The following is a 12,174-nucleotide window of genomic DNA, read 5'->3' as shown; positions in this document are numbered from 1 at the left end:
TGTCCCGCCGGGACGCCGGCCTGCGCCGGCAGCTGGGCCGGCGCGCGCGCCGCGCCGTCCGGACGGCGCCGGAAGCTGGCTTCGGTGCCGGCGTTGAACTCGGCGGCGTTGGCGGCCGGGCGCTGGATGTTGCGCACCAGGTGCGGCGTGATCGACAACACCACCTCGGTCTTGTCGTGGGTGTCCTGCACGCTGCCGAACAGGCGGCCGACGATCGGCAGGTCGCCCAGGCCCGGCAGCTTGGTACCGCTGCTGCGCTCGTCGTTCTTGATCAGGCCAGCCAGCACCTGGTTCTCGCCATCCTTCAGCTGCAGCATGGTGGCGGCCGAGCGCGTGCCGATGCGGTAGGCGGTGGTGCCGGTCTTGGTCTGGATGGTGTCGACCAGGGTGCTGGCCTCGAGCGAGATGCGGATGCCGATCTCGTTGTTCAGGTAGATGGTGGGCTCGACGTTCAGGGTCAGGCCGACGTCGACGTAGTTCACCGACTCCGAAGCGAAGCCGCCCACGCCCGAGGAGATGGTGGTGGTAATGGTCGGCAGCTTGTCGCCGATGACGACCTTGGCCTTTTCCTTGTTGCGCACGCGGATGCGCGGCGCCGCCAGGGTGTTGGCGTCGCCGTCGGTCTTCTTGGCGGTGATCGACGCCGAAATCGGCGAAACGCCGATACTCCTGACGCCGATGTTGCGCAGCTGGTCGATGGTGAGCGGCCCGGAGCCGGCGGTCACGATCGGCGCGAAGGACAGCGTGGTCGGCAAGTCCACGCCGAGGTCGAGCAGGCGGTTGCGCTGCACTTCGAGCACTTCGACGTCGAGCACGACCTCGGGCTCCGGCACGTCCTGCAGCTGTACCAGCTGGGTGGCCAGCCTCACCGCTTCCGGGCTGTCGCGCAGGATCACCAGGTTGAGCTTCTCGTCGACCACCACGTCGCGCGACTTGAGGATGGTCTTGAGCGTGTTGGCGATGCTCTTCGCCTCCGCGTTCGCCAGGAAGAAGGTCTTGACCGTCATCTCCTGGTATTCCTTCTGCTTGGCCGCCACGTTCGGGTAGATCAGGATGGTGTTGCCGTCCATGACCTGGCGCTCGAGCTGGTTGGTCATCAAGAGGTAGTACACCGCCGATTCGACCGTGCTGTTCTTCAGGAAGATCGAGGCGCGCAGGTCGGTCTTGACGTCCTTGTCGAACAGGAAGTTCAGGCCCGAATGGCGCGCGATGACTTCGAAGATCTGCTTGATCGGGGCGTCGCGGAATTCCAGGCTGATCGGCTTCCTGAAGGCCTGCGCCAGCGCCGCCTCGCCCGGGGCCGCCGCGCTCTGCTCGTTGACCTCGGCCAGCAGCAGGCGCGCCGGCTCGTGGCTCGGGCGCTCGCTCAGGATCGCGCCCAGCTTCTGGCGCGCGACGTCGTAGTCCTTGCGGTCGACCGCGCTACGCGCCTCCTCCAGCAGCAGCGCGTGGCGGCGGTCGGCCTCGACCTGGCGCAGGCCGGCGCGCGCGCGGTCGTTGACCGGGTCGATCGCCAGCACCCGCTGGTAATCCTGCAGGGCCAGCGCCACCTGTCCGTCGGCGATCTCGCGGTCGGCCTGGGTCAGCAGGCGGTTGGTGGCGCCGTCGCGCGCGCGCAGGTAGGCCGATTTGTAGGCGGCGTTCGACGGATCGGCGGCCACCGCTTCCTGGTACTTCACCAGGCCGGCCTCGACCTTGTCCTGGGCCAGCAGCGCATTGCCCTCGCGGTAGGCCATCTGGCCGGCGCAACCGGACAGCAGCAAGGCTGCCGCCAGGGGGACCGACAGGGTACGTGACACACGAAACATCAGTCGAACACTCCAATATTGAGCTGCTGAACCTTATTCAGCGGCAGATAGGTCAGGGTCAGCATCGGCGGCGCGATGGCGTCGACGCGGTAGATGCCGTCGATCACGGCCTGGTCGCGCACGACGTAGGTGCGGTCACCGCGCGCCAGGTAGACTTCCCAGGCGCCGTCGGCCAGCGACTTGCCGATGAAGGTGAAGGGCAAAGGCGGTGCGCTCGGCGGCGGCGGCGGCGGCGCGGGTGCCGGCGGCGGCGGCGGCGGCGTCCAGTCCTGGCGCCCGAACACGCTATGCTCGCCCTGCCGGAAGTTGCCGTCGCTGTCGCCGATCAGGGTCTCGCGCGGCACCAGGGCCAGGATCGTCGTCCTGCCGGCGCCGGTGCCGGTACTGGCGGTCACGGCCGTCGGCGCGGGCGCGGCTGCTGCGGGTGCGGGCGGCGGCGGGCGCGGGCCGGGCGCGCGTTCCACCGCTTCGGCGACCTCGCCATCGGGCGACCTGTCGCCGAAGACGGCCAGCAGCGCGGCGCCCGTCAGCGCGGCTCCCAGCACGAGATGGCGCGGCTTCATTGAGCGCCTCCGGGAACGTCCTTCAGGTACAGGGTCAGGCGCAGGCGCGCCTCCACCGCCGGGTCGCCGATGGTGTCGCGGCGGAAGCTGATGTCGTCCAGCGACGCGAACGGGATCGCGCGCAATGCGCCCATGGCGAACTGCCAGATCGCGCCGTAGCTGCCCTTCACAGGTAAATTCACCTGATAGGTATGGACGCGCGCATTGCGGTCGTAAGCGCTCTTGTATTCGCCCTGGCTCAGCGACAGCCCGTTCTTCGCGGCCAGCGCGAACAGGGTCTTGACCTGCTGTTCGGCGTAGCGGCGCGGGCCGAGGGCCGCGTAGAAGGCATCCAGCTCATCGCCTGGCTGAGCCGGCACCGCCGCGGCGACGACCACCGGCGCCGGCAGGCGCGCGCTGCGGGCCCGCGCCGCCATCAGGGCATTGCGCTCATCCTCCGCCAGCGAATGCGCATGCACGGTCCAGGCCAGCGCGGCCAGGCAGGCGAACCAGGCCACGCCGGCGCCGGCCAGGAGCGGGTTGGCGCGCACGGCCAGTTGCAGCCGCAACATCACGCCGCCGAAGGAGACCGGTTTCATTGCGTTTCCCTCCACTGCGCATCGAGCTGGAAGCGGATCGGCCGGTTCGGATCCTGGTCGTTGATCTCGTGGCGCGCCAGGCTGACGGCGCTGAACCACTCGACCTTCTGCAGCTGCTCGACGTAGGCGATCATGTCGTCGCTGCTCTTCGCTTCGGCGGTGATGCGCACGGTGCTCTTCTTCGCGTCGGGTTCCAGCGCCAGCAGCGCGATGTTGGCCGGCGTGCCGGCCTGCACCGCGTCGTGCAGCGCGCGCCAGGGCAGGTTCAGCTGCAGCACGGCGGCATTCACGGCGCCGGCCTGGGCCTCGGGCACGGGCGGGCGCGCGGCCACCACGCCGGGTGGCGGCGCCTGCGTGGGTATCCGCACCATTGTCCGCAGCTGCTCGAGTCCCCGCTGCTGTCGCTGGAGCCCGGTACAGGCGAGAACCAGCGTGACGCCGGTCGCGGCCAGCATCAGCACCACGGCCCAGGTCGGGCGCGACGCCCACAGCACGCCGCGCGCCAGGCTGGGCGGCGCGAAATCGATGCGCACCTTCTTCATGGCACCCTCCCCGTCATCGCCAGCCGCGCGATGTCCGGCCACAGCGGATCGAGCTCGTCCTCGAACAGCGTGCAGGCGAATTTCAGGCGTCCGGCGCTGCTGGCCCAGCCCTTCGGCGCCGGGCCGCATACCTGCAGGCGTTCCGGCCGGCCCAGGCCCACGCGCAGCGCCTCGCGCGCGATGTGGCCTTCCAGCCAGTCGCGGTCGGCGCCTTCCGGAATCGGCGCGGTGCGCACCGCGGCGAGCTGCTTGCCGTCGAAGGCGGCCACGCTCAGCACCCCGCCGTGCACCAGGCCGAACCAGGCGCCGGGCCGCCGCAAGGAGCGGTGCTGGTTCAGCGCGGCGACGAATTGCGGCACCACTTCGACCACGCGGAAGCCGTGATCGGCGGCGGCCCGCAGCAGCTTCGCCAGCAGGGCCTGCGGCATGGCGGCCGCCAGGAAGGGCTGGGTGGCGCTCCAGTCGGCGCGGATCTGCCAGCCCGCCGGGCTGGCGCCGAACAGCGACTGGAAACGCACTGCGCAGGCGGCTTCCAGGTCGGTCATGCGGGCCGCGCCGCTCGGGGGGGCCACCTGCCACAGGCGTACCAGTTCGTCCGACAGCACCACGCGCAGGGCCCAGCCCTCGTTCCTGTAGTCGGCCAGCAGCAAGTCCGCTTCGCGCGCGATGGCATCGGCGCCGTTCGCGGCAAACCGCGCCTGCCCGAGCAGCTGCGCGCGCTCGTGCGGCCAGATGCTGGTGCGCACCAGCGCCAATCCGTCCGGCGCGACACCCAGCCGCAGCGACTGTCCGAACCACTTACGCATGCAGGGTCACCCGTTTGATTTCTTCGATGGTGGTGGCGCCGCGTTTCACCAGGTCGAGCGCCGCCAGGCGCAGGCTGCGGGTGCCGTTGGCGCTTGCTGCGGCCTTGATGCGGCGGATCGGCTGCTTGTCGACGATCAGTTCGCGGATCTCGTCGTTCAGGGTCAGGATCTCGGCGATCGAACGGCGCCCCTTGTAGCCGGTGCCGCGGCAGTCGCCGCAGCCCTTCCCGCGCATGAACAGGTAGCCGCCGACCTCGTCCCGCTGCAGGTGCGCGGACGCCAGCTCGGCGTCGTCCGGCGTGTAGGGCGTGGCGCAGTGCGGGCAGTTCATGCGGATCAGGCGCTGCGCCCAGATCCCGTTCAGGGCCGACACGAAGGCATACGGGTCGATGCCCATGTGGGTGAAGCGGCCGAACACGTCGAACACGTTGTTGGCGTGGACCGTCGTCAGCACCAGGTGCCCGGTCAGGGCCGACTGCACCGCGATCTCGGCGGTCTCGCGGTCGCGGATCTCGCCGACCATGATCTTGTCCGGATCGTGGCGCAGGATCGAGCGCAGGCCCTTGGCGAAGGTCAGGCCCTTTTTTTCGTTGACCGGAATCTGCAGGATGCCGGGCAGCTGGTATTCGACCGGGTCCTCGATGGTGATGATCTTCTCGCGCCCGTTATGGATCTCGGTCAGCGCGGCGTACAGGGTCGTGGTCTTGCCGGAACCGGTCGGCCCGGTCACCAGCAGCATGCCGTAGGCTTCCTGGGCCAGCGAACGCAGGGTCGCCAGCGAGGGCGCGTCGAAGCCCAGCGCCTCCAGGCTCAAGGAGCCGTACGACTCGATCATGGCGCGCTTGTCGAGGATACGGATGACCGCGTCCTCGCCATGGATACTCGGCATGATGGAGACGCGCAGGTCGATCTCGCGGCCGCCCGATTCGACCCGGAAGCTGCCGTCCTGCGGGATGCGGCGCTCGGCGATGTCGAGTTCGGCCAGCACCTTCAGGCGCGAGATGATGTGCTCGGCCAGCTCGATGCCGCCGACCGAGGCCGCATGATCGAGCACGCCGTCGACGCGGTATTTCACGGACAGGCCGCTGGCGGTGCTCTCCAGGTGGATGTCGGAAGCGCCGGCCTTCAGCGCATCGTAGAGGGTCGAGTTGACCAGCTTGACGGCCGGGCTGGCGCCCTCGGAGACGGATGCGAAGGACAGCACCGACGCGGTCTTGCCGTCGCGCCGCGGATCGAGCCCGGATGCGCCGCCGTCGCCCACCAGGCTGTCGACCGCACGTGCCGATTCTTCCTGCTTGCCCAGGTAGGCCTGGATGTCGCCGGCCAGCGCCAGGCGCAGATGCAGCGGACGCGCTTGCGTGCAGCCGGCTTGCGCGGCCAGCCAGGTCTGCAGGTCGAGGTCGAAGGGGTCGGCGATCACGCCGGTCAGCAGCCCTTGCGCATCGCGCAGCAGCACGCAGTGGCGCGCCATCGCATGCGCCAGCGGCAGCAGGTCGAAGGCCGGCTGCTGGCCGAACATCTCGGCCGTTTCCATGACCGTCAGGCCGAAGGGCTCGGCCAGCCGGCGCACGATCTGGCGCGGTTCCTGGCCGGACAAGGCCTGCAGCTCCTCGACCAGCGAGCGCTGCGTCTGGCGGCTCTGTGCGCGCGCACGGGCCAGCAATGCGGGATCGAACATATCCAGGCCGGCGCTCACGACATGTCTCCGGCAAGGTCGAAAATCGGCATGTACAGCAGCACCACGATGGCGCCGACCACCAGGCCGATGGCGGCCATCAGCAGCGGCTCGAAGCTGCGCGTGAAGCGGTCGATCCAGCGCCCGATCTCGCCGTCGTAGAAGGCGGCCGAGCGGGTCAGCATCGGGCCCATGTCGCCGGTGCGCTCGCCCACGCGCAGCATGCGCAGCGAGATCGGCGTGGTCAGGCCGTTGGCTTCGAAGGCGTCGGACAGCGGGCGCCCGGATTCGATCGCGCCCTTGGCGGCGCGCAGGCCGGCGGCGATGCCGGGCGAGACCATGCCCTGCACGGTCTCGATCGCGCTCACCAGCGTGATGCCGCCCTCGTTGAGCATGCCCAGGGTCAGGTATAGGCGCGACAATTCATAGACGCGGGCGCGCTCGCCGATGCCGGGCAGCTTCGCCAGCAGGCGCGCCGCCCCGCCCTGGCGCAGCACGCGCCGGATACCCCACCCGGCCAGCACGATCGCGGCCGCGAAGGACAGCAGCAGGCCGCCCGCGTGGCGGCCGGCGAACTGGCCCCATTCGAGCATCAGGCGCGACATCCACGGCAGATTGCGCCCGGCCCCTTGGTACACCTCGGCGAAGCGCGGCACCACATAGGACATCAGGAAGATCGAGACGCCGCCGCCGACCACCAGCAGGATCACCGGATAGATGGAGGCGCTGACGATTTTCGAGCGCACGGCGTCGATGCGCTGCTGGTATTCGATATAGCGTTCGAGCGCGCGCGGCAGGTCGCTGGTGCCTTCGGCGGCGCGCACGATGCCGACGTACAGCGGCGGGAACAGGACCGGCTGCTCGGCCAGCACGCCCGACAGGCGCTTGCCCTCGCGCAGGCCGGCCAGCAGGCGCTCCAGCACGGCGCAGGTGCCCGGGCTGGCTTCCTTTTCGAGCAGGGCTTCCAGTCCTTCGACGATGCCCAGGCCGGCGGTCAGGAGGGCCAGCAGCTCCTGGCTGAACAGCACCAGCGACAGCTTGCCGCCGCGCCTGCTCGTGAAGCCCGCGCCGCGCACCGGCTCGACCGCACTGACGTAGAGGCCGCGCGCCTCGACCTGGCGTCGGGCGTCCGCCTCATCCGAAGCATCGACCACCACGCTGGCGATGCTCATGTCGGGAGCGAGAGTACGAACCGCGAACTGCATGGGAGCTGGAAGAGAAGAAGAAAGCCGGTGCTGCGCTTATTGCGAACTGATGTCGGCGGCCTCGCCGGTGCCGCCCGGCTGGCCATCCTTGCCCAGCGAGACGATCTCGTACTCGCTCTTGGTGCCGGGCGCGCGGTACTGGTAGGGGTGGCCCCAGGGGTCGGCCGGCACACCCTTCTTCAGGTAGGGGCCGTTCCACTTGCCGGCAGCCGTGGGCGGCGCCGTCATCAAGGCGTTCAGGCCTTCCTCGGTGCTCGGGTAACGGCCGACGTCGAGGCGATAGGTGTCGAGCGACTTCTCGAAGGCTTCGATCTGGGCGCGCGCGACCGTGACTTCGGACTTACCGAGCTGCGAGAAATACTTGGGGCCGACGTAGGCCGCCAGCAGGCCGATGATGACGATCACCACCAGCAGTTCGAGCAGCGTGAAACCTCCGCTGCGTGCGCCGCTTGCACCACGTTTTGCGTCCCGGTACAGCTCTGAAACCATTCCCGCTCCTTTGTGCCTTTTGGAAAGCCTAGCCATGCAAGGCTACCACGTCACTTAGCGCACAGACAATTTCTTTTTATGAATCGAAACAGGCATGCGACAGCCAAACCGATGAGTGTGTACCCATCCATGAGGAGTTTATCGATTTGTCGCAAATTTGTTGCAGAAATTAAAAGTGACCAATGCGCCACGGACCGCATGAATTTACCAGTAGAAACCAAACTAAATTCTTAAAAGTATCAAAATAAGCATGAAAAAAACGTTAAGTTTTTTTCCACCAATATTGTTCTTGTTGCTATATTTCATTGCAACCGAGTAAATCCATCGGTGTATCAAAGCCTGCGTCCGGCCGCCGGGTTGGACGCGATTCAACCATAACGATAAAGGCAGATCTCATGATTCGGAATTCGCATCCCGCCGCCAAACGCGGCAGCTTCCACAAACTCCTCGGTGCCACCCTGGTGGCGGCAGCGGCCGCAGCGGCGCCCGCCCATGCCGGCCTGATCGACTTCGAAGGCTATGCCGGCCCGGTCGGCGGCACCGAGATGTGGGAGCAGGACGGCTACAGCATCGGCTTCTACGCGAACGTGGCCGGCGGCGGCGAAGGCTACCTGGTCGGAGCGTTCATCGACGGCGTCGACTCGACCTGCGACACCTCATCGATGGCCTGCCCCGCCAACAAGTACGGCACCTACTACGCCGCCCTGAACGACACCTACCTGGACATCGTGTTCACCAGCGGCGCCGGCTTCCAGATCAAGTCCTTCGACGCCAGCTTCGTCGGCAGCAGCGCGAGCCTGGCCAGCTACCCGGCGGTGTCCGGCCTGATCCGCATCCAGGCATTCACCGACAGCACCCACTATGTCCTCCAGGATTTCGTGCTGAACGGGCCGACGGCCAGCGGCTTCCAGCTGAACCGCTTCGACACCACCGGCGCCTTCGCCAACACGACCTTCGTCGAAGCCCTGGTGTTCGGCTACTCGTGCGACAGCGCCGGCAGCTGCAGCGCCTTCAGCAGCGACAAGGGCCAGTTCGCGATCGACAACATCGCGATGACCGACGTGCCGGAACCGGCCACCGCCGCCCTCGCCGGCCTCGGCCTCCTGGGGATGATTGCCGCACGCCGCCGCCGCAAGGCCTGAGCGACGCCATCGAATAACAACGACAAGAGAGGAAAACCAGAATGAAGATGCGTCCGCTTTCCGCAGCCGTTGCGCTGCTGCTCGCCGGCCTGGCCATGAGCGCCCAGGCCGATGACGTCCGCCGTCCCTATATCGTCCAGCTGGCCGACAAGCCGGTGGCTTCCTACACCGGCGACATCAGCGGCCTGCCGGCCACCCAGCCCGAGCCGGGCAACCGCCTCGACATCGACTCCAGCGAAGTGCAGCTGTACAGCGGCTACCTGAGCGATAAACAGTCGGTCGTGCGCGCCACCGTGGCCAACGCGCCGGTGCTGTACAACTACAGCGTGGTGCTGAACGGCTTCGCGGCCCTGCTGACCGACGACGAAGTGCGCGCCCTGCAGGCCCGCAGCGACGTCGCCGCGGTGACCCCGGACACTCCACGCCAGATGGTCACCACCTACACCTCCCACTTCCTGGGCCTGGACAAGTCGGACGGCCTGTGGACCAAGCTGGGCGGCAAGGGCAAGGCCGGCGAAAACATCATCATTGGCGTGGTCGACGGCGGCGTGTGGCCGGAAAACCCGGCCTATGCCGACCGCGTCGATGCGAACGGCAAGCCGACCTTCGACGGCAGCGCCACCCTGGCCTACGACGCACCGCCGTCGTCCTGGAAAGGCATCTGCCAGCCGGGCGAAGGCTTCACCGTCGCCAACTGCAACAACAAGCTGATCGGCGCGCAGTTCTTCGACGCGACCTATCTGACCGTCGGCAAGACTACCCACTGGACCGAATTCCGCTCGCCGCGCGACTCGATCGGCGGCAACCTCGGCCACGGCGGCCACGGTACCCACACCTCCAGCACCGCCGGCGGCAATGCCGGCGCCGAGGCGATCGTCAGCGGCGTAAACCTGGGCCCGGTCTCCGGCATGGCCCCGCGCGCGCGCATCGCCATGTACAAGGTGTGCTGGTCGTACAACGACGCCACCGACGCGACCGGCGGCAAGAACAGCTGCTATACCGGCGACAGCGTCGCGGCCATCGAAAAGGCCGTGGTCGACGGCGTGAACGTCATCAACTTCTCGATCAGCGGCGGCACGTCGGTCACCGACCCGGTCGAGCAGGCCTTCCTGCACGCTTCGAACGCCGGCGTGTTCGTCTCGGCCTCGGCCGGCAACGACGGACCGGCCAACCAGGTCGCCCACATCAGCCCATGGCAGGCGACCGTCGCCGCCTCGACCCACAACCGCGAACTGCAGTCCGATGTCATCCTGGGCAACGGCAGCAAGTACACCGGTGCCTCGATGATCACGACCGCGCTGCCGGCCGCGCCGATGATCACCGCCGAGCAGGCCGCCCTGCCGGGCGCCAATCCGACCATGGTGACGCTGTGCTACAGCGCCGCCAGCAACAATGGCGTGCCGGTGCTGGATCCGGCCAAGGTCGCCGGCAAGGTCGTCACCTGCACCCGCGGCACCAACGCCCGCCTCGACAAGAGCCAGGCGGTGAAGGATGCCGGCGGCGTCGGCATGGTCGAGATCGACAACGGCGCCGGCCTGGTGGCCGAAGTGCACGCGGTCCCGACCGTGCACGTGAGCGCCGCCGACGGCGCCGCCATCAAGACCTACGCCCAGGCCCAGGCCCAGGGTTCGACCGCCGCGATGACCACCTTCGTCACCGGCACCTCGAGCGTGAATGCGCCGGTGGTCGCCTCGTTCTCCTCGCGCGGCCCGAACCGCTACGACGGCAACCAGCTCAAGCCCGACCTGGCCGCCCCCGGCGTCGACATCATCGCTTCCGTGACCCCGGAAATGACGGCCGCCCAGCGCGCCAACGTCGTCAACGGCACCGCCGCCCCGGTCAACGCCTGGGCGTCCTACCAGGGCACCTCGATGGCCGCGCCGCACGTCGCCGGCATCGCCGCCCTGCTGAAGCAACAGCATCCGGACTGGACCCCGGCGATGATCAAGTCGGCCCTGATGACCAGCGCCACCGACACCTTCCCGGACACCATCGCGAGCGGCGACACCCGCGGCATCCTGCCCTTCGGCCAGGGCGCCGGCCACATCAACCCGAATGGCGCGAGCGATCCGGGCCTGGTGTTCAATGCCGTCCAGGCCGACTACCAGAAATACCTGTGCGGCCTGGGCGTGGTCACCAATTGCACGGGCGGTTCGATTCCCGGCTATAACCTGAACCTGCCGTCGATCTCGGTCGGCAACGTGCTGGGCACGGTCACCGTCACCCGCACGGTCACCAACGTCGGCGCCACTGCCGCGACCTACACGCCGAGCGGCTCGATGCAGGGCTTCTCGATGGCGGTCAGCCCGACCTCGCTGGTACTGCAGCCGGGCGAGTCCAAGCCCTTTAACCTGACCCTGACCCGCACCACCGCGGCCAACAATGCCTGGCAGTTCGGTTCGCTGCGCTGGAGCGATGGCGCCGGCCACGTCGTGCGCGTGCCGGTGGTGGCACGTTCCGGCCAGCCGATCGTGGCCCCGGGCCTGATCACCAGCACCAAGACCGGCGCCACCAAGACGCTGTCGATCACGACCGGCTTCACCGGCGCCCTGACCGCAGCCTATGGCGGCCTGAAGGAAATCACGCGCACCAGCAACACCGTCGACCAGGCCGCCTCCGGCTCGGTCGACACCACCGCCCTGGTGCAGGCAGCCTGCCGCGCCGCCAGCAGCGGCGTGAGCGTGACCTCGGTGACCGTCCCGGCCAGTACCCTGCTCGCGCAGTTCGAACTGTTCGACCGCGACACCCAGGGCGGCGGCCAGGGCACCGACCTTGACCTCGCGCTGCTGAACCCGGCGGGCAACCTGGTGGCCTACTCGGGCAACACCGGCTCGAACGAGATCGTGTCGCTGAACGCGCCGGCCGCCGGCACCTACAAGGTGTGCGTGGTCGGCTATGCGACCCCGAACAAGGCAACGGCCACCTACCAGCTGTCGTCGGCCGTCGTGACCTCGACCGACCGTAACGGCAACTTCAAGGTGCTGCTGCCGGCCAAGGTCTACGCGGGCAGCACGGCATCGCTCAGCGCCAGCTGGTCGGGCCTGGCCGCGGGCAAGCGCTTCGCCGGCGCGATCCAACTGAAGGACCCGACTGGCGCTCCGGCCGCCACCACGGTGTTCCTGGTGGAGACCAACAACCCGATCCCGCTGGGCGAGCCGGTTGAGCGCGCCGTAATCCAGCAAGATTCGGGCATCTAACAGGGTGTAGACGAAATGAATGACGTAGGTGTGGCATGCTATTGGGGTATGGAAGGAGCATGCTATGGCGACGAAACGTTCACTCGACGGTTCTGTCCCGTCGGTCCATCCCGGCGGCAGGCCGCCAGCACTGAAGCCTGAGCATATCGCAGTTCTGCACGATATCGTG

At 68.1% G+C, this 12,174-nt stretch carries 10 protein-coding genes; 2 read left to right on the top strand and 8 right to left on the bottom strand.

The window, feature by feature from the left end:
• The 8 genes from ACI48D_RS18730 to gspG all read right to left on the bottom strand — a co-directional run.
• The coding region (locus ACI48D_RS18730; RefSeq protein WP_435572758.1) for a secretin N-terminal domain-containing protein at nucleotides 1–1,808 on the bottom strand (1,808 nt) is incomplete at its 3' end.
• Nucleotides 1,808–2,371 carry a hypothetical protein gene (locus ACI48D_RS18725; RefSeq protein ID WP_435572757.1) on the bottom strand — a complete coding sequence of 188 codons (564 nt, stop codon included), beginning with the start codon at nucleotides 2,369–2,371 and terminating at the stop codon, nucleotides 1,808–1,810. The genes ACI48D_RS18725 and ACI48D_RS18730, both read right to left, overlap by 1 nt.
• On the bottom strand, nucleotides 2,368–2,949 hold the full coding sequence (locus tag ACI48D_RS18720; RefSeq protein ID WP_435572756.1) for a hypothetical protein: 582 nt from the start codon (nucleotides 2,947–2,949) through the stop codon (nucleotides 2,368–2,370). The genes ACI48D_RS18725 and ACI48D_RS18720 overlap by 4 nt, the downstream gene beginning before the upstream one ends.
• Nucleotides 2,946–3,491, bottom strand: coding sequence for a PilN domain-containing protein (locus ACI48D_RS18715; RefSeq protein WP_435572755.1), 546 nt, complete (start codon nucleotides 3,489–3,491; stop codon nucleotides 2,946–2,948). The genes ACI48D_RS18720 and ACI48D_RS18715 overlap by 4 nt, the downstream gene beginning before the upstream one ends.
• Nucleotides 3,488–4,297 carry a hypothetical protein gene (locus ACI48D_RS18710; protein WP_435572754.1) on the bottom strand — a complete coding sequence of 270 codons (810 nt, stop codon included), beginning with the start codon at nucleotides 4,295–4,297 and terminating at the stop codon, nucleotides 3,488–3,490. The genes ACI48D_RS18715 and ACI48D_RS18710 overlap by 4 nt, the downstream gene beginning before the upstream one ends.
• Complete coding sequence (locus ACI48D_RS18705) at nucleotides 4,290–5,975, bottom strand: GspE/PulE family protein (protein WP_435572759.1); 1,686 nt, start codon at nucleotides 5,973–5,975, stop codon at nucleotides 4,290–4,292. Before ACI48D_RS18705 ends, ACI48D_RS18710 begins: the two co-directional genes overlap by 8 nt.
• Nucleotides 5,976–5,989: 14 nt before the next feature.
• Complete coding sequence (locus tag ACI48D_RS18700; protein WP_435572753.1) at nucleotides 5,990–7,177, bottom strand: type II secretion system F family protein; 1,188 nt, start codon at nucleotides 7,175–7,177, stop codon at nucleotides 5,990–5,992.
• A gap of 36 nt (nucleotides 7,178–7,213) precedes the next feature.
• Nucleotides 7,214–7,666, bottom strand: a complete 453-nt coding sequence (gspG, locus tag ACI48D_RS18695) for a type II secretion system major pseudopilin GspG (RefSeq protein ID WP_435572752.1) — start codon at nucleotides 7,664–7,666, stop codon at nucleotides 7,214–7,216.
• Nucleotides 7,667–8,061: 395 nt separating this feature from the next.
• On the opposite strand from gspG, the gene ACI48D_RS18690 reads away from it, so the two are divergent.
• Nucleotides 8,062–8,808 (top strand): NF038120 family PEP-CTERM protein, encoded by a 747-nt coding sequence (locus ACI48D_RS18690; RefSeq protein ID WP_435572751.1) that lies wholly within the window; start codon nucleotides 8,062–8,064, stop codon nucleotides 8,806–8,808.
• 41 nt (nucleotides 8,809–8,849) lie between these two features.
• Nucleotides 8,850–12,005, top strand: a complete 3,156-nt coding sequence (locus ACI48D_RS18685; protein ID WP_435572750.1) for a S8 family serine peptidase — start codon at nucleotides 8,850–8,852, stop codon at nucleotides 12,003–12,005.
• The last annotated feature ends 169 nt before the right edge of the window (nucleotides 12,006–12,174 follow it).

Source organism: Massilia sp. LXY-6 (genome assembly GCF_051233485.1).
In the GTDB taxonomy this organism is placed as follows: domain Bacteria; phylum Pseudomonadota; class Gammaproteobacteria; order Burkholderiales; family Burkholderiaceae_D; genus Telluria.
Note: the sequence above shows the minus strand (reverse complement) of the source record. Positions and strands in the feature narration are given on the sequence as shown.